This window comes from Mycobacterium persicum, from assembly GCF_002086675.1.
GTDB lineage: Bacteria > Actinomycetota > Actinomycetes > Mycobacteriales > Mycobacteriaceae > Mycobacterium > Mycobacterium persicum.
This window is the reverse complement of sequence record NZ_MVIF01000056.1, coordinates 1-16,319: the sequence shown is the minus strand read 5'-3', so window position 1 is coordinate 16,319 and position 16,319 is coordinate 1. Positions and strand designations below refer to the sequence as shown.

Below are 16,319 nucleotides of genomic sequence, written 5' to 3'. Positions count from 1 at the left end.
ACCGACGTCTATGACGCCGCCACCGTCGAGGCCTTAGCCACCCGGTTGAAAAGTCCGCCATCGGCAGTAGTTGTTGTTGCTCCGCAGCAGCGGGTAATCTTCGATCGACATTTGCCACGAAGGTTTGGCGGGTGGCTTTCACCGTCGGCTGGTTGCGTTCGCGGGCACGCCTGCCAGCGTCGCTCAGCGAATTCTCAACTGATTCTTCGCAACCGCCTGGGCTGATTCAAAGAATTTCCGTACCCAGCCGCCTCAACATGGGCATCATGACGTCGTCGCTGGGTGAGCCACTGTCCACGAGCGTGATCGAACGCTATCTGTACAGCCGCGGCAAGCGGTACTTCCGCGGCCGGCATGACGGTGAGTTCTTCTTCGTCGCAAACGCTTACCCGCGAAGATTGCACATCCACCTGGAGATCTCGCACGAGCATCCGGACGTATTCACCATCCGGGTCACTCCCGCATACTTTTTCCCGGCCGCAGACCAGGCCCGGCTGGCGCGGTTCGCACACCTGTGGAACGACCGGAATCGCGCAGTGACCGCAACCATGCACGCGTCTTCCGATCCGCAGCGCGTCGGCGTGACCGCCGTTAATTCCCAATGGATTCCAGGTCTTATCCGGTTCAACGAGTTCGCGGATTCCGTCGACCGCGTCCTGGATTCGGCGGTGGATCTTTTCGGCGAGCTGGAACCCATCCCGCCGTTGCTGCTCGATACCGGCTGAGGCTGATGGATCGTGGGAACTTGTCAATTATTGCGATTATTCGTCTGTTTTCGGTGCGCTCGCGTACGGTGCGGAAACGCCTTTAGTTTGCGCTGACCGCTGCTACCGGACCTGGGTTATCAACCCCGGCTGGCCAAGCCCGCACGGCCGCCGACCCGATACCCGGGCCCTCATCAAGGTCCCCGCCGACTTGAGCTCGAGCCAAGTCGGGCAGTGCGTGCTCGGTTTCGGCCGGCATGTGTCGTGTGACCGGACCACTATGCACAACAACAGGTTCAGGTGCGTCGTGCACGCCGGCATCTCAGCCTGGGTGTCAGGCCACCAGCACCGCGTCCAGCACCGAATAGAACAGACCCAGACCGTCGTCGGACGGACCGGTCAACGCCTCGATCGCGTGTTCAGGGTGGGGCATCAACCCGACCACCCGACCGTTGGCCGAGCTGATGCCGGCAATGTCGCGCAGTGAGCCGTTGACGTTGTCGTGGTACCGAAACACTACCCGCCCCTCACCTTCCAATTCGTCCAGCACTGCCTCGGGTGCCACATATCGGCCCTCACCGGACTTCAGCGGCACCAGTACGTCGGCATCCGGTTCGAAACGCGATGTCCAGGCCGTCGACGTCGACGCGACCCGCAGCCACACGTCACGGCAGACGAAGTGCAACCCCACATTGCGGGTGAGGGCGCCCGGCAGCAACCCCGCCTCACAGAGCACCTGAAATCCGTTGCAAATACCCAAAACCGGCATACCGCCCGCGGCAGCGGCCACCACCTCGCCCATCACCGGTGCGAAACTGGCGATCGCACCCGCGCGCAGATAATCGCCGTAGGAGAAGCCGCCGGGAACCACGACCGCGTCGACTCCCTTGAGGTCGGCGTCCGCGTGCCAGAGGCTCACGGCCTCGGCGCCCACCTGCCGTACCGCGCGCGCGGCGTCCACGTCGTCGAGCGTGCCCGGAAACGTGATGACCCCGATCCGAGCTGTCACTGCGGGTCCCGGCTGATCGTCCAATCCTCGATGACCGTGTTCGCCAGCAGCGATTCGGCGATTTCGGCCAGCGTGGAGTCGTCGACGGAATCGTCGACCTCGAGTTCGAACCTCTTGCCCTGCCGCACATCCGAGATTCCGGCATGACCGAGCCGGCGCAACGCACCAACGATTGCCTGACCCTGCGGATCGAGAATCTCCGCCTTGGGCATGACATGCACGACCACCCGCGCCACCGGCGCTCCTCCTCAGATCCGATTGCTCGGGCCCAACTCTACCGGCGGCAGCTGCCGCGCCGTGTCCCAGGCGCGCTGAGGCTACTCCCCGCAGTACGTGGCCTCGACCGTCTGCTCGCCGAGAACCTTCATTTCTTTGATTCGGAGCTGGTCGGCCAACCCCTTTTCCTCAATGACCGATTGCAGGCGATCGTAGAAGTGCCGTACCAGCGCTTCGAAGGTGGGCGAAAAGTCCACCGTGCACAATTTCAGCCCGCCCTTGCGGGCCACCGCGGCGATGTCCTCGTATAGCGGGTCCTTCCTGTCCACCACGAACGCGTGGTCGACCTCGTCGAGGATCGGCCGGAATGCATTCTCGAGTAGATCGGTGTCCAGGAGGAAGTATTGTTCGTCAAGACTGTCTCCGGTGAGGGTCACCGAGACAAAGATCGTATGTCCGTGCAGGTTGGCACATTTGTTCGCCACCAATTCGGGAGTGTAAAGCTCACTGCCGCCTCGGCTGGTACGCATGTCGTGAGTCCAGGTGCGGTGACCCATTTCCAGACGGATGGTTTGTTTGATCGTATACGGCATAAACTACTCCCTGGCTGTGATCGACGCATGACTTGGCTAATTGAGACCGTAGCTGGCCTTGAGTGTCGACGCGCATTGGAGTTCCACCCGTCTCAAGACGCAACCCGAAAGTCTGAGCTGGCTGTTCACCCTTTGATAGATATGCTCGACGAGCCCCTCGATAGTGGGATTGAAATCGACCGTATACACCTTGTCCGCAACGTCTGCCAGCTCACAGACCTTGAGGAAGTCGTCGTATATCGGGTCTTGGTCCCAGATAATGAAGGAATGGTCCAGGTCGTTGATTATCGGCTCGACTATGACGGCTAGCTCATTGGTATCGAAAACGGTCTTCATATCATCCAACTGGTCCCCATATTCAAGGACCAGTCTTAGCTGCCAGGTATGGCCGTGGATGGTTTCTTCTTTTTTGTAGTTGAAGCCTAGAGAACGATGGCCCGCATCGAACCTAAAAGTCTTCTCGATCGTATGGCTCATGGTTCGACACCTCCGGAGCGCAAGCTAAGACGTAGCTAGGATTGTCGAGCTGTGAAACGACCTCCCGTCAGCGTCACGGAGTGAATATTAGATCCCCTTCCAGGTAAGGCCAAGACCTTGGGTCAAATCCATCGACGTGGCGCGGCAGGGCATCCCGTGATTCTTGACTTCGTGGTTTAGCCTGAATCCACCGTTGGAGCCGCGGGGTGTATGCCGGTTAAATTTTTGATCTTGATTTGGTTTGCCACAATCCACCGATAGACCCGAGTGGCGTGTCCCGTTGAATATTTGATCTTGATTTGGGGTCGAGGCATAACTATGCCGCCGCTCTGCCCAGCTATTACTGTCGATTCCTGGTGGTCGGAGTCGGTCGTGCCCGTCCACCACTGGGCTGGTCGACCGATTGCGTTGTGCCACAGCACAACACCGGGCTCGACGTAGGTCCCGGCGACCACCGCCCGCGACGGCCCCAAGTCGAGCCCTCGACCGCCATGCCCCCCAGCGATAGTGCGGGCGCTCGCGGCTCAACCTCACGCGACGCCGCTGGCGCCTGCCGTCCCGCCGGTACCGACTCCGTTGCCGCCCCGGGCCCCGCCGCTGCCGCCCGCGCCGCCTAGACCGCCGTTGCCCCAGAGTCCGGCTGACCCACCGTTGCCACCGGGCTGGCCCGGGGCGCCGGGCTGGCCCGGGGCGCCGGGCGCGCCGTCGCCGCCGCTGCCGAACAACCAGCCGCCGTCGGAGCCGTTGCCGCCCGGCGTGGTGGCGTTGGCGCCGTTGCCAATCAGCGGGCGAGACAGCAGCGTCTCCAGCGGCGACGCGCTCGCGACCTCGGCGGCGGCATACGAGCCAGCACCGGCGCTGAGGGTTTGCACAAACTGGTTTTGGAACGCTGCGACCTGTTTCGCCAATGCCTGATAGCCCTGGCCGTGCCGGGAAAACAGGGCGGCGATGGCCGCCGAAACCTGGTCGCCGGCCGCACTGACCAGCGCAGTCGTCGAAGCTGCGGCTGCCGCGTTCCGCGCGGCCAACGAGGCGCCTATCCGCCCAACATCGACGGCCGCCGCCGCCACGATCTGGGGCACGACAAGTACGTGCGACATCCGGCGCCTCGCAGCCGCGCCCGGCATCATCGATGCAATCCGTATCAGTAGGACGGGATCGTAGCTCGATTCTGGGCAGCTCGTTTGATGTTGCGGCGAATGCGCGATAAGCGCCCCGGAGCCCCGCCACATGTCACCATTAAATTCAATGAGACACATTTTTGAGTTCTATTATGCTTTACGTCGATGGCACATAACGGAATCTCAACAGCCACTCAGAGCGCTACTGATCTGCAGTGCGGCTGTTGGCGCGGCGGCGCCGCGAGCGGCGTCGCCGCGGCACTGCGGAACAGTCACTAAGTTGAATTCTTTTGCCACGGCACTGCCATAAGGCTGGGCACCCGCCGCCTGCCCTGCTGCTGCCGCACCCTGCGGCGATACCGGGGCACCCAGCCGGTAGCATCTTCGCGCCGTGATATATGCCGCCGAACTGGTTTCACGTTTTGGTGAAACCTGTTGTCCGACGGGGATTCTCGCGCCAGCGACGATCGCCGCCGGCGCCGCGCCGGGTGCGCTGGACTATTCGCCTTCGCCGCTGTAGGTGGCCTCCACCGTCAGTTCGCCGAGCACCTTCATTTCCTTGATTCGGAGCTGGTCGGCCAACCCCTTTTCCGCGATAACGGCCTGCAAGCGGTCATAAAAGTGCCGCACCAGACCTTCGAATGTGGGCGAAAAGTCCACCGTGCATAGCTTGAGGCCCCCCTTGTGCACCACCGCGGCGATGTCCTCATAGAGCGGGTCGTGCCGGTCGACCACGAAAGCGAAGTCGAACTCGTCCAGGATCGGCCGGAATGCCTGCTCCAGCAGGTCGGTGTCCAGGAGGAAATACTGCTCGTCAAGACTGTCCCCGACCAGAGTCACGGAAACAAAGATCGTGTGGCCGTGAATGTTTGCACATTTATTGGCTATCAAATCCGGTGTGTAAAACTCACTGCCCCCTCTACTGGTGGGCATGTGATGGCTCCAGGTGCGGTGGCCTATTTCAACCCGGAATGTTTGTTTGATGGTGTACGGCATAACTTGCTCACTGATTCCTTCCATGGGATGCGCAGGGGCGCAAGTTGTTTGATTCAATCGGGGGCCGGTACGTCAATGCGAATAACCTCCGGCATGCCTGAAACGTGCAGTCAGCGAATTAAAACGCCAGTTACCTCCGATCATCGATACGCGGGGATGACCTTTTCGATAGTGCAGTCGAAATCAACGCAGTGATACTAGATGCACGTCGATACGAGGCGCGGCAGCGCCCCGATAAGTAAGCGTCAATTCCGTTCAGGAAACCAGGATGAGCCGGTGGCCACCCAGCTCTGCCAGCCGGCGTTGCGCCTGCCCGTCGGGATCGCGGGCGGCTTCGCTCATGGGCGTCGTCGCGCTGATATCGAAGGGCGCACCGGCATTGGCGGACCCGGCCCGGGCCCGACGCGCCGCGTCGAAGAACTGCCCGATCCGCGGGTGATCAAGGCGTACGTTGACGCCATCGCATCGCGCACCGGCTACCGAGGCCAGGGCGACGCTATTGACTCCGAGCAGCACCGGCGGGCGGGGCGACGGCAACGGAAAGCCTGCCCATTTGTCGGCTCGATGCGGGTCCCACAGGACGTCGCAAAGATCCAGCACACCGCAAAGGTGATCGTGGCGCTCCCGCATCGAATGGTGCAGCGGGAAATCGAGCAGCTCATGCTCTACCGCCCAGGGACTACCCGGGGCGGCGCCGGCGCCAAGGCCGAACATGAAGCGGCCGCCGCTGATCTCTTGCACTGAGGCTGCCGCAGCGACCGTCACCCCTGGGGGCCGGTTGGCGGCATTCACCACCAGGGTGCCGATACCTATCACGGACGTGGCTGCCGCCAAGGCACCGGCCAGCGAGAAGCATTCCAGCATTCGGGGACTCGATAGCACCGCACCCGACATGTGGTCATAAACCCACGCGGCGCCATACCCCTCCGCTTCGGCCCGCAACACGTTGTCTCGCAGCTCTGGCCAGGTGTGCGTCGCCGCACTGTAGACAACGTCGAGTCTCAACATGAGCCGACCCTACCGTGTGCCGGATCGGCATGCAGCAAACTAATTGCGCCAGGCCGAATCCCGGGTCCGCGCCCGTTGCGTCACGGCCACCTCTGGCCGTGCCCGTCCGGCTGCGACGCAAAACATCCTCGGGGGATGCGCATCGCTACGGACCGCGTCGGGGCACAATCGTGGACATGCAACTGACGCATTTCGGCCATTCCTGCCTGCTTGCCGAGTTCGGGCGCACCAGCGTGCTTTTTGATCCCGGCACCTTCGCGCACGGCTTCGAGGGGATCACCGGCCTGGCGGCAATCCTGATCACCCACCAACATCCCGATCACGTCGATGCGGCGCGGCTGCCTGCGCTGCTCGAGGGCAACCCGGACGCGGCGCTATATGCGGATCCGCAAACCGCCGCGCAGCTGGGCGCGCCGTGCCGGGCGGTACACGTCGGCGACGAACTGGTGGTCGGCGGGCTGACCATCCGGGCCGTGGGCGGTCGGCATGCGGTGATCCATCCGGAAATTCCTGTGGTGGAAAACATTTCGTATCTGGTCGACGACGGTGACCGTCGCGCCGCCCTGATGCACCCCGGTGACGCGCTGTTCGTGCCAGACGAGCCGGTGGACGTATTGGCGACTCCGGCCGCCGCGCCGTGGATGAAGATCTCCGAGGCGGTGGATTATCTGCGTGCGGTCGCACCGGCTCGGGCGGTGCCGATCCACCAGGGGATCATCGCTCCCGACGCACGCGGCATCTACTACGGCCGGCTCACCGAAATGACCGACACCGATTTCCAGGTGTTGCCGGAAGAAAACGCGGTCGCCTTCTAGGGCCTGTTGAAGCTCGCCGCTACGTGATGTCCGTGGCGACTCCGCGACCGGCGGCCCGGCCGGAGAAGATGCAACCACCCAGGAAGGTGCCCTCGAGCGCCCGGTAACCGTGTACGCCGCCCCCGCCGAATCCGGCAGCCTCGCCGGCCGCATACAGCCCGGTCAGCGGGGTGCCGTCGGATTTGAGGACCCGCGCGTCCAAGTCGGTTTCGATGCCGCCCAAGGTCTTTCGGGTCAGGATGTGAAGCTTGACGGCAATCAACGGGCCCGCCTTGGGATCGGTCAACCGGTGCGGCGCCACCACCCGCCCCAACCGGTCGCCCCAGTAGCTGCGGGCTGCGCGAATCGCGGTGATCTGACCGTCTTTGGTGAACTTGTTGGCCACCTCACGATCGCGTGCCGTGACGGCGGCTTCCACCGTCTCGTAATCCAGCGGATCGACCTCGGGCAACTCGTTCATGGCGGCCACCAATTCAGGCAACGAGTCGGCGCTGACGAAATCCACGCCCCGGTCGATGAAAGCCTGCACCGGTTCCGGTGGTCCGGACCGAATCCGCGACCGCACCAGCTGACGCACACTTCGTCCGGTCAGGTCAGGGTTCTGCTCCTGACCGGACAGGGCGAATTCCTTCTCGATGATCTTGGCGTTCAACACAAACCAGGTGTAGTCGTAACCGGACTGGGTGATGTGCTCGAGGGTGCCGAGCGTGTCGAAACCGGGATACAACGGTACCGGCAACCGATTTCCCGCCGCATCCAGCCACAGCGAGGACGGGCCGGGAATGATCCGGATGCCGTGGTCCGGCCAAATCGGGTCGTAGTTGGTGATGCCCTCGGTGTAATGCCACATCCGGTCGGGGTTGATCACGCGCGCCCCGGCTTTTTGGGCGATGCCGATCATCCGGCCGTCGACATGTGCCGGCACCCCGCTGAGCAGCTGCTTGGGGACGCGCCCCATCCGCTTCGGCCAATTCTTGCGCACCAGATCGTGATTGCCGCCGATGCCACCGCTGGCCACGATTACCGCCGACGCACGGAATTCGAACTTGGCCAACGCTTTTCGTGACGACGGCACGCCGCGCGGTTGGTCCGACGGCTCCAACACGGTGCCCCGGACGCCCGTCACCGCGTCACCTTCGACGATCAGCCGGTCAACCTGGTGCCGGTGTGCGAAGCGCACGTTCGGGCGGTCCCGCAGTTGACGGGCGAAGATCTCGACCAGGGCGGGTCCGGTTCCCCAGGTGATGTGAAACCGCGGGACCGAATTGCCGTGGCCCTGCGCGTCGTAACCCCCACGTTCGGCCCAGCCCACCAGCGGGAAGATCTTCAGTCCGCGGGCCCGCAGCCAGCTGCGCTTCTCCCCTGCCGCGAAATCGACATAGGCATGGGCCCATTGTTGCGGCCAATGGTCTTCGGGCCGATCGAAAGCCGCCGTCCCCAGCCAATCCTGTAATGCGAGCTCATGGCTGTCGCGGATGCCCAGCCGGCGCTGCTCCGGGCTGTCGACGAAAAACAGGCCGCCGAACGACCAGTACGCCTGCCCGCCCAGGTTGGCGCTATTCTCCTGATCGACGATCAGCACATGCAGGCCGCGGTCCGCCAGCTCACAGGCGGCGACGAGGCCGGCCAGGCCAGCTCCGACGATGATCGCGTCAGCCGTAAACCCGTCCGACACAGGCCCCGAACCTACTGAAGCATCACTCATGTCGGTACAGGGTAGTGCCACCGCTCACGGCGGCAGACTTTACGGCTGGGCGGGCGGGCGTCAGCTAGGCGGCGTCGAGCACAGCTCTATTGGGCCGCCATTGGTACACCGTCGGTGTGCAACCGTGCATCATCGACAGGTCGATGGCATCCAGCATGGCCTGGCGCGGACCGGACTTGGACAATTGCCGCGCCGAAACGGCGACGCGCACCACGCCGCCGCGCCGCGCGATGCGTTCGGCCGATAGCACCACCATCCGGCACCACCACGGCTCGGTCAGGAAGCTCTCACCGATGCCCAGTATTCGGGCACGCACCGTGTTCTTGCGGACCAGGTCGGTGATCCCGTGATAATCCGCAAGCAACCGAAAACCGTTTCCCGGCAATGCCTTGACGACCCCCGGGGACACCACCCAGCCCGGCGCCGCAAACAGCCGGGTACGCAGCCCCAGGTGTTCGAGCACCCGGTCGGCGGCCATCACCCGCAGGTTGGCCTCGTGGGCAAGCAGCGTCGCGAATTCGCCGCGCCGTTTCTTGGTTGCGGCTTCGTCGTAGCCGTGCAGTACCAGGGCGTCGCCGCCGGCACGCCGGGCGGCCAGCCACTCGACGGTGCGGGGGTCCCGGTCGAGGCGGTAGTCACCCTTGAGTCGCGGAGCAACCAGCAGCGACACCGGCACCGAACGGGCATCCATCTCCGCGCAGAATGCCTCGACGCCGGCCAGGGTGCGCTCACCTATCCCCGAGACCGAGACGATCAGTTTTCCAGACACACGTTCAGTTTGCCGATGCCAGGTTTCCGGACGGTGAAATACACGCAGCCAGCAGACGACTATCCAGTGCCTCTGACGTGCGGATATCCGGCTCGCTGCGGGGCCGGGCACCCCGAGCCGAGCCGGTCCCGGCAGCGGTAGCGGTGACAGCTGTCGATATGCTCAGCAGCGCCATGGACAAGGCGCGTTCCGCACCGGCCGACGCCGCGCTGCCCACACCTGCCACGGGGCAGCACAGCCCCGGCGAACACGTCTACCCCGACCGGCTCGACGCGCGGCTTTTCCGGATCGCCGGGGTCTGCGTGCTGGCCTCGGTGATGTCGATCCTCGACGCCACCATCGTCAGTGTCGCGCAACGCACCTTCATCACCGAGTTCGACTCCACCCAGGCCGTGGTCGGCTGGACCATGACCGGCTATACGCTGGCGCTGGCGACTGTGATCCCGCTAACGGGTTGGGCGGCCGACCGGTTCGGCACCAAGCGCCTCTGGATGGGTTCCATCCTGGCGTTCACGCTCGGCTCACTGCTGTGTGCGTCGGCGCCAAACATTTTGGCGCTCATCGCGTTCCGCGTGATTCAGGGTATTGGCGGTGGCATGTTGATGCCGCTGGGGTTCACCATCCTGACCCGCGTGGCCGGCCCCAAACGTCTGGGACGCATGATGGCGGTGCTGGGCATCCCGATGCTGCTCGGCCCGATCGGCGGGCCGATCCTGGGCGGCTGGCTCATCGGTGCCTTCAGCTGGCCGTGGATCTTCCTGGTCAACCTGCCGATCGGGTTGATCGCGTTCACCCTCGCGGCACTCGTGTTCCCCAAAGACCAGCCCGCACCGGCGGAGAGCTTCGACCTCGTCGGGGTGCTGCTGCTGTCGCCCGGTCTGGCAACGTTTCTGTTCGGGGTGTCGTCGATCCCGGGCCGCGGCAGTGTGACCGACCGCTACGTGGCCGTTCCGGTGATCGTCGGGCTGATGCTGGTTGCGTTGTTCGGGTGGCATGCCTGGCACCGCGCCGATCACCCGCTTCTGGATCTGCGGCTGTTCACCAACCGGGTGTTCGCCCGAGCCAATCTGACCTTCGCGACATTCGCCGTCGCCTATTTCGGTGCGGCGCTGCTGCTGCCGAGCTATCTCCAGCAGGTTCTGCATCAAACACCGATGCAGTCGGGGGTACACCTGATTCCCAACGGGCTGGGCGCAATGCTGACCATGCCGTTCGCCGGCGCCTTCATGGACAGGCGCGGGCCGGGCAAGAGCGTGCTCGTGGGCCTCACACTGATCGCCGCCGGCCTGGGGATCTTCACATTCGGTGTAGCCAGGCAGGCGGGCTACCTACCGACGCTGCTGGCCGGCCTCGGGCTGTTGGGCATGGGGACCGGTTGCACGATGATGCCGCTCTCCGGCGCCGCGATCCAGACGCTAGCACCGCGCGAGATTGCCCGTGGGTCGGCGGTGATCAGCGTCACCCAGCAGGTCGGCGGCTCGATAGGAACCGCATTGATGTCGATGATCCTCACCAACCAGTTCAATCGCAGCGAAAACATCGGGGTGGCAAACAGAGTCGCTGCCCTGCAGCAGCAGGCGGTCAGACATGGCTTAGCGGTCGACCCGTCGGCGATACCGCAACAGGCCCTTGCCCCCGACTTCGCAAGCCGGGTGCTGCACGACCTTTCGCACGCCTACACGGTGGTGTTCGTGATTGCGGTCGTGCTGGTGGTGTCGACACTGATCCCCGCGGCGTTCCTGCCGAAGACACCTCCGGGCACGACGAGCGTTTGAGTACGCCGGACCTGTTCAGCTAAGTTGGCCAGCCGACTGGTGGCGCTGGTCCAGGTGGGTTTACGGCCACACCCGCCTGGAGATCGTCGAACTAGGCCGAGCCGCGTTGTTTTGTGTAAAGGGACGTTCGACGGAAGGTGTCCAGGCCCGCCAGCGGGGGCGTGATCGGGTCGTTGTTGGGGTGGCCCGCCGCGAGAATGTACAACGGCGTGCGTCCGATGTTGTCCAGTCCACAGAATTCGGCGACGGTCGAGTCGTGGAAGGCCGCGGTCTGGAATGGACCTAAGCCAAGGGCCGTGGCGGCAAGCGCGAACGTCTGGCCCAAGTGTCCGGCATTGAGCAGACATATCCGATACGCGCGCGGGGTGCGGTATTTGCTGAGCATGCGGTCGATCGTCGTGCAGAGGACCACGATAAACGCGGTCGCGCCTGCCCATTCCTGCCTGCCGCAGAGCTCGACTACCTGGTCGCTGGTCAGCCCTTCGCTCAGCAGTTCCAGCGAATGCTCGAGACAGTTGTAGTGGTAGGTACCTGGCGGCACGCCTTCGACGTTGAGAACACCGACACAGGCATCGATTTCCTGGCGGCTACCGCCGGATGCGCTGGTGCGTCGCAGCAATGCGCTGCGGCCGGAATCGATAAAATCGACCGGCCCGAATACCGTTGCCAACAACGCCGAGAACGTTTCCAAGGAAACTGGCTGGTCGGTGAAATCGCGGTGTGTCCGCCTGCGGTGCAAAACCTGGTCGAATGGCTCCGATAACCGGGTAGACCCGCGGGGCAGCAACAACCGATCTGCCTCGGGGTACGTGGTGAACAGGGTGTGCACCCGACGTTTGATGCCATCGTCAGGTACCACTTCGTTCGCGTCGGTTGCCGTGGACTCCAAAGAATCGAAGGCCAGATCGACTCGGACGTAGTGCTCGTCTTGGGTGGCGTAGTGAAATAGCGACGCCTCGGGCGCCCAGGGACCCCACTGATCGAAGATCTTCTCGTCTTCGTTGGCCTCATCGCTTCCCTCCTGCAGCAAGAGGCTGTTCTCACGCAATACCGCCACAGCTTCTTCGATGGATGCTCGGTCGAAGCCCACGAGGTCTTCCATGGCCCTGTCGAGTTCAATCCAGTCGTCAAAGGCCGCGAGCATCTCGACGGCAACCGGGTGCAGCTCAAGAGGTGACAGGCGCGGGTAGCCATGCACGACAAAGGCGCCGGCATGCCAATAACAGACTAGACATCGCCGCCGCCTCAGCCGCATCGATCATTTGCTCCTGGTCTCGACCCAGATCCACCTTCGGTGAGTGTTCATGAACGACCTCCGACGGGATCCATCAACAGCCTCCCGGAGCCTATCTCTCGGGGTACCAGAATGGGGTCGCGCTGGTCCTGTCTGTCCGGGTCAACGCAACAGGCTTAAGCGTAAACTTACGCATCTTGACTTCACCTCCTTCTGTTGAACGTGCTGAGCAATGCCGCATTAGCTGAAAAGCCTTTATACCTGGGTTTCATGTGTGCCGCCTGACACGATACTGGTGACCAGCTGCTAGTTACGCTGATCTCGGTATCGGCACCGCAACCGCGGAGAGGCAGTCAACATGTCGGGTGACGACGCCGTGCGGTCGGCCGGTTTGGTTGTTCGGGGCGAAAGTGACCGTCATCTGGACGTGGGCTCGGTGACCTTAACTTGTCGTCTAGATCAGGCTCGGATCACGAGCAGGCCGGGTCGCTGATTGAGATCCATTCAGCGCCTACATCTCAGCGGCCCGCAGCGAAGAGCCGGTCCATTGCGGCCCTGCCCGCGTTGTCGTCGGCGTGCACGACCGCGACATCCCAGTAGTGGTATCCGCGGTCAGAAACGGGCTTGTCCATTACCGAGGCGATGGTTGGCACCTCATCGATCGACACGACCTGAATCGGCTTGCCGAAATCGTCCCATATGCCAACAAACGAGTAGCCGGCGTCCTTGAGCTTGCCCCAAACAGCGGTCGGGTCCGCTACGCCAGCCAGGTGGGAGAGGTAGTGATCATATTCGAAGAACAGCACCGGACGAGAACTTGAGTATGCCCGCGCGAGCGCCGGGATCAGTGTCGTGTCGTGGCCGTCTGTGTCCGATTTGACAAGCCGGATTGGCGGCAATTCTGGGTGACGGATCGGCAGTTCGGCCACGGTCAGTGCGGCAGCCGCCACGGGTGCTCCGCCCTGGACGAAGCGGGTCGTGCCGCCCTTGCGCACCGCGCCGAGACCAGAGGCCTCGCCCGTATCGGTGACTAGAAGCCCGAATTCGATCACGCAGCGGTTGTCCGACCCGACATTGCGCTTCAGGTACGGCAGGTACTCGTGGTCTGCCTCGACACAGAGCACGCGGGCGTCAACTTTCGCAAGGATCTGTACCGCGGAGTCACCGATATTCGCTCCGACGTCGATGACGCCGAGAGGCCTGTCGATCTCGCCGAGGCAGACCGCCAGATCCACGAGGTTCTGACCATAACTGGGGAACAGGCGGACGTGGTCCGGAAGCCGGTGCGATCGTGGCATCGCGAGCGACACACCCTGCACGTCACGCATGACTGTGCGACCGCCGAACCAGTGGCGAACCTTGCGATGCGAAAGACGTTGTACGAGTTGCCGAAGCCGCAGGCTGTAGGTCATCGTTTTCCGGTCGGATTCACCGGCAGATCATACCGCTGCCATGGTTGTAGTCCATGACACTCACTCCGAGTGGATCAGCCGCTGACCGATGTTGAACGGCACTGGGGACGCAGACGATCGGCCACCCGGCGACAACGTCGGCCAGAACTTTCCGACTCAGCTAAGCCGCCAGGTACGTTTCCCGGTGCCGGGCGGGCCGAGGAAGACGACGTTGTCGCGGGCAGTGATGAAATCGAGCGTTCCTAGATGCGCGATGGGCGTCGCGTTTGAGTCCGCGGGCATGCTCGAAGTCGAGCTTCCAACGATTTACGGGCCGGGAGCAGGGCGGCGCGGATGCGGCCCTCACCGCCGAGGGATTCACGGGCCGAGACTTCGCGTTGCAGGCACGCCGCCAGGTGCTCTTCGTGGCTCCAGTTCTCGGCGCGGGCCCGCTCAGCTAGCCGGGTCACCGACTCGCGTAGTGTGGGCGCTTTGAGCGCCCTTGTCAGATAAGCGATCTCCGCGGTCACATCGCGGCGCTGGGCCGTCTTGGTGGCGGGCATCAGGCCACCCCACCATCAAGGTCAACACCGAGTGCGGCATCGTAATCGGTAAGCGAGCGGACCTGCACCTGCGGCTCGGACAGCGGCTTGGCTACGCTGAAGTGTTTGTGGCGCAACACCTTCGCCGCATCGACATGCGCGGGGTCGGAGATCGTCTGATGAGCCGCCCAAATCCGTTGGTGATCGGCGAGCAGCTGGCTATCACAAAACGCCTGCACCCGATCCAGGTCCGCGCGCACCAGCACCCGGCGCCCGATGCCGCCCGGATGCACCGGGTAATCGTTGGAATCCACGCGCACATAGTGATCGCGCGGCAGCCGCAGCGACGAACACCACCCGGTAGCCGGGGCCACCGGCGGCAACGACAGCAGCCGGCGAACAAGTCTTCGGCGCACCGCGAAGGCAGCAGCATGGCCAACAGCCAACGTGAATAGGCGCACACCATGGTCAACACCGGCAGCTGTTTGGCGGTGCGGCTCTGCCCAAATCCCACCGACAGCTCGATCGGCGGAAACCAGAAATCACACTGGGCGATCCCCCCCGGCCACATACTCGGTGCGCGAGGCCGGGTCCGGCGGCAAATACACCGGCCGCAGCTCGGCCACCCGCCCGGAAAGGACCCGAATCGAGCGGGTCCAGCCGATCCGCTCGGCAATCACCGTCGCCGGCATGCGCAACCGCTGTGGTGGCCTCCGTGGGCGGATAGCGGAGGTGGTCGCCGACAGGTCACCGGATCGTTGGCGCATTACGACCCGACGATCCGAACGGCTACCAGGGCGGATTGGCAACAGCCATTAATGCGCTGGTCGCGAACCCCTCCAGAGCGGAGAGTTACGGCCAGGACGGACGTCAGCCATGTGTCGACAAGTTCTCTTGGGCACGCGTCGCCGAGCGGATCCTGGACACCTATTGCAAGGCGTGCTTGTGACGTATCCCGGGCCTTCGCGCTGACATGGCCTAGTGATCGGGCTACCCCGACGACAACGGTTCCGGTCCAGCCAGCCACCAAATACATGATGCCACAGTGCGATTACTGGATTGGCGCATCAAAGATGATGAATCGACGTACTCTTGTCTCGGATCGGAGCCGAGCAGAAAGGTGCCGTCCAGATGCGATATCTGATATTGCCGCCGGAAGTTAATTCCGCACGACTGTTTGCGGGTGCCGGATCAGCACCAATGCTGTTTGCGGCCACTGCCTGGGACGGCGTGGCAAGGGAGCTCGCGTTGGCCGCAGCTGGTTTCGAATCGCTGATTTCCGCACTGGCGAACGAGGCTTGGCAGGGTCGGGCAGCGGCGTCGATGCTGGTCGCGGCCACTCCCTATGCCGGATGGCTGCGAGCGGCAGCGACCGGAGCCGAAAATTCCGCCGGGAACGCCTGGGCGACGGTAAGAGCATTCGAGGCGGCTTTGCAGGGCTCCGTTCCCCCGCAAGTGGTGACCGTCAACCGGGCGCACCTTCTGTCGCTCACCGCTAGGAACTTCTTCGGCCAGAACTTTCCGGCTATAGCCGCGACTGAGACCGAGTATGAACAGATGTGGATCCAGGACGCGGCCGCGATGGCGGGCTACCATGCGGACGTATCCATCGCCGCCGCCAGCCTCACGCCCTGGCAAAACCTGCCACCGCCACTGCTCGGTCTGGCACACGACGCAAGTATCGGGATCCGCAATGCGTTCGGGGTCAACCTGGGTTTCGGCAACAGCGGGCGCGGCAACATTGGCTCCGGCAACACCGGCGATTACAACCCTGGCAGCGGCAACACCGGCAACGCCAACAAGGGCGACACCAATTCCGGTAATGGCAATCTGGGCAACACCAACGTCGGCGACGGCAACAAGGGCAACACCAACACCGGATACGGCAACAACGGAAACACAAACGCCGCTCACGGCAAAAGAGCCGACGAGAACACAGGAAAGCGCAAAGCAGCAAGCGAAAA

Annotated in this window: 15 protein-coding genes and 3 pseudogenes; 5 read left to right on the top strand and 13 right to left on the bottom strand. The window is 63.5% G+C overall.

Annotation, left to right across the window (positions count from 1 at the left end; translation table 11 throughout):
• Nucleotides 1-266: 266 nt before the first annotated feature.
• Nucleotides 267-725 carry a hypothetical protein gene (locus tag BST40_RS17095; protein ID WP_089025188.1) on the top strand — a complete coding sequence of 153 codons (459 nt, stop codon included), beginning with the start codon at nucleotides 267-269 and terminating at the stop codon, nucleotides 723-725.
• 313 nt (nucleotides 726-1,038) lie between these two features.
• On the opposite strand, the gene purQ is transcribed toward BST40_RS17095, so the two are convergent.
• The 7 genes from purQ to BST40_RS17060 all read right to left on the bottom strand — a co-directional run bounded on the left by purQ (nucleotide 1,039) and on the right by BST40_RS17060 (nucleotide 6,124).
• Nucleotides 1,039-1,713 (bottom strand): phosphoribosylformylglycinamidine synthase subunit PurQ, encoded by a 675-nt coding sequence (purQ, locus tag BST40_RS17090; protein WP_083154892.1) that lies wholly within the window; start codon nucleotides 1,711-1,713, stop codon nucleotides 1,039-1,041.
• The gene (gene purS / locus BST40_RS17085) at nucleotides 1,710-1,949 is read right to left on the bottom strand and encodes a phosphoribosylformylglycinamidine synthase subunit PurS (protein ID WP_075547452.1); all 240 of its coding nucleotides are present in this window, start codon (nucleotides 1,947-1,949) and stop codon (nucleotides 1,710-1,712) included. The genes purQ and purS overlap by 4 nt, the downstream gene beginning before the upstream one ends.
• Before the next feature lie 81 nt (nucleotides 1,950-2,030).
• Entirely contained in the window at nucleotides 2,031-2,522 is a 492-nt protein-coding gene (locus tag BST40_RS17080; RefSeq protein WP_075547451.1) for a 6-pyruvoyl trahydropterin synthase family protein, read from the bottom strand.
• A gap of 36 nt (nucleotides 2,523-2,558) precedes the next feature.
• Entirely contained in the window at nucleotides 2,559-2,999 is a 441-nt protein-coding gene (locus BST40_RS17075; RefSeq protein ID WP_075547450.1) for a 6-pyruvoyl trahydropterin synthase family protein, read from the bottom strand.
• A gap of 530 nt (nucleotides 3,000-3,529) precedes the next feature.
• Nucleotides 3,530-4,099, bottom strand: coding sequence for a PE family protein (locus BST40_RS17070; RefSeq protein ID WP_075547449.1), 570 nt, complete (start codon nucleotides 4,097-4,099; stop codon nucleotides 3,530-3,532).
• Nucleotides 4,100-4,618: 519 nt separating this feature from the next.
• Nucleotides 4,619-5,116, bottom strand: a complete 498-nt coding sequence (locus BST40_RS17065; RefSeq protein WP_158006346.1) for a 6-pyruvoyl trahydropterin synthase family protein — start codon at nucleotides 5,114-5,116, stop codon at nucleotides 4,619-4,621.
• A 255-nt stretch (nucleotides 5,117-5,371) separates the two neighbouring features.
• A complete protein-coding gene (locus BST40_RS17060) occupies nucleotides 5,372-6,124 on the bottom strand; it encodes an LLM class flavin-dependent oxidoreductase (RefSeq protein WP_075547447.1) in 753 nt (250 codons plus the stop codon).
• A gap of 176 nt (nucleotides 6,125-6,300) precedes the next feature.
• On the opposite strand from BST40_RS17060, the gene BST40_RS17055 reads away from it, so the two are divergent.
• Entirely contained in the window at nucleotides 6,301-6,939 is a 639-nt protein-coding gene (locus BST40_RS17055; RefSeq protein WP_075547482.1) for an MBL fold metallo-hydrolase, read from the top strand.
• A gap of 19 nt (nucleotides 6,940-6,958) precedes the next feature.
• Here the strand turns inward: BST40_RS17055 and BST40_RS17050 are convergent, their stop codons facing one another.
• Together BST40_RS17050 and BST40_RS17045 are read right to left on the bottom strand one after the other, a co-directional pair.
• Nucleotides 6,959-8,665 (bottom strand): FAD-binding dehydrogenase, encoded by a 1,707-nt coding sequence (locus BST40_RS17050; protein ID WP_089025187.1) that lies wholly within the window; start codon nucleotides 8,663-8,665, stop codon nucleotides 6,959-6,961.
• Nucleotides 8,666-8,708: 43 nt separating this feature from the next.
• Nucleotides 8,709-9,413 carry a DUF2334 domain-containing protein gene (locus BST40_RS17045; RefSeq protein ID WP_075547445.1) on the bottom strand — a complete coding sequence of 235 codons (705 nt, stop codon included), beginning with the start codon at nucleotides 9,411-9,413 and terminating at the stop codon, nucleotides 8,709-8,711.
• A gap of 158 nt (nucleotides 9,414-9,571) precedes the next feature.
• On the opposite strand from BST40_RS17045, the gene BST40_RS17040 reads away from it, so the two are divergent.
• A complete protein-coding gene (locus tag BST40_RS17040) occupies nucleotides 9,572-11,188 on the top strand; it encodes a DHA2 family efflux MFS transporter permease subunit (RefSeq protein ID WP_176358413.1) in 1,617 nt (538 codons plus the stop codon).
• 91 nt (nucleotides 11,189-11,279) lie between these two features.
• Here BST40_RS17040 and BST40_RS17035 read toward each other — a convergent pair whose 3' ends face one another.
• From BST40_RS17035 to BST40_RS17020, 4 genes and pseudogenes are all read right to left on the bottom strand, one after another.
• Complete coding sequence (locus BST40_RS17035; protein ID WP_198929531.1) at nucleotides 11,280-12,386, bottom strand: SagB/ThcOx family dehydrogenase; 1,107 nt, start codon at nucleotides 12,384-12,386, stop codon at nucleotides 11,280-11,282.
• Nucleotides 12,387-12,940: 554 nt separating this feature from the next.
• On the bottom strand, nucleotides 12,941-13,834 hold the full coding sequence (locus BST40_RS17030) for an FkbM family methyltransferase (RefSeq protein WP_083154890.1): 894 nt from the start codon (nucleotides 13,832-13,834) through the stop codon (nucleotides 12,941-12,943).
• Between the two features lie 222 nt (nucleotides 13,835-14,056).
• A pseudogene (locus BST40_RS17025) lies at nucleotides 14,057-14,376 on the bottom strand (ATP-binding protein); the annotation flags it as partial.
• A pseudogene (locus tag BST40_RS17020) lies at nucleotides 14,376-15,047 on the bottom strand (Mu transposase domain-containing protein); the annotation flags it as partial. The pseudogenes BST40_RS17025 and BST40_RS17020, both read right to left, overlap by 1 nt.
• Here BST40_RS17020 and BST40_RS33285 point away from each other — a divergent pair.
• Both BST40_RS33285 and BST40_RS29500 read left to right on the top strand, forming a co-directional pair.
• A pseudogene (locus BST40_RS33285) lies at nucleotides 15,044-15,304 on the top strand (glycogen synthase); the annotation flags it as partial. The pseudogenes BST40_RS17020 and BST40_RS33285 overlap by 4 nt on opposite strands.
• 182 nt (nucleotides 15,305-15,486) lie before the next feature.
• Nucleotides 15,487-16,319, top strand: an 833-nt coding sequence (locus tag BST40_RS29500; protein ID WP_142276749.1) for a PPE family protein, incomplete at its 3' end; no start/stop codon positions are given.

What these genes read in the sequence shown, in the direction of transcription:
- BST40_RS17055 (WP_075547482.1), top strand. Translation starts at nt 6,301, where the DNA reads ATGCAACTGACGCATTTCGGCCATTCCTGCCTGCTTGCCGAGTTCGGG.
- BST40_RS17070 (WP_075547449.1), bottom strand. Translation starts at nt 4,099, where the DNA reads ATGTCGCACGTACTTGTCGTGCCCCAGATCGTGGCGGCGGCGGCCGTC.
- BST40_RS17095 (WP_089025188.1), top strand. Translation starts at nt 267, where the DNA reads ATGACGTCGTCGCTGGGTGAGCCACTGTCCACGAGCGTGATCGAACGC.
- BST40_RS17065 (WP_158006346.1), bottom strand. Translation starts at nt 5,116, where the DNA reads ATGCCGTACACCATCAAACAAACATTCCGGGTTGAAATAGGCCACCGC.
- BST40_RS17075 (WP_075547450.1), bottom strand. Translation starts at nt 2,999, where the DNA reads ATGAGCCATACGATCGAGAAGACTTTTAGGTTCGATGCGGGCCATCGT.
- BST40_RS17060 (WP_075547447.1), bottom strand. Translation starts at nt 6,124, where the DNA reads ATGTTGAGACTCGACGTTGTCTACAGTGCGGCGACGCACACCTGGCCA.
- BST40_RS17030 (WP_083154890.1), bottom strand. Translation starts at nt 13,834, where the DNA reads ATGACCTACAGCCTGCGGCTTCGGCAACTCGTACAACGTCTTTCGCAT.
- BST40_RS17080 (WP_075547451.1), bottom strand. Translation starts at nt 2,522, where the DNA reads ATGCCGTATACGATCAAACAAACCATCCGTCTGGAAATGGGTCACCGC.
- BST40_RS17040 (WP_176358413.1), top strand. Translation starts at nt 9,572, where the DNA reads ATGCTCAGCAGCGCCATGGACAAGGCGCGTTCCGCACCGGCCGACGCC.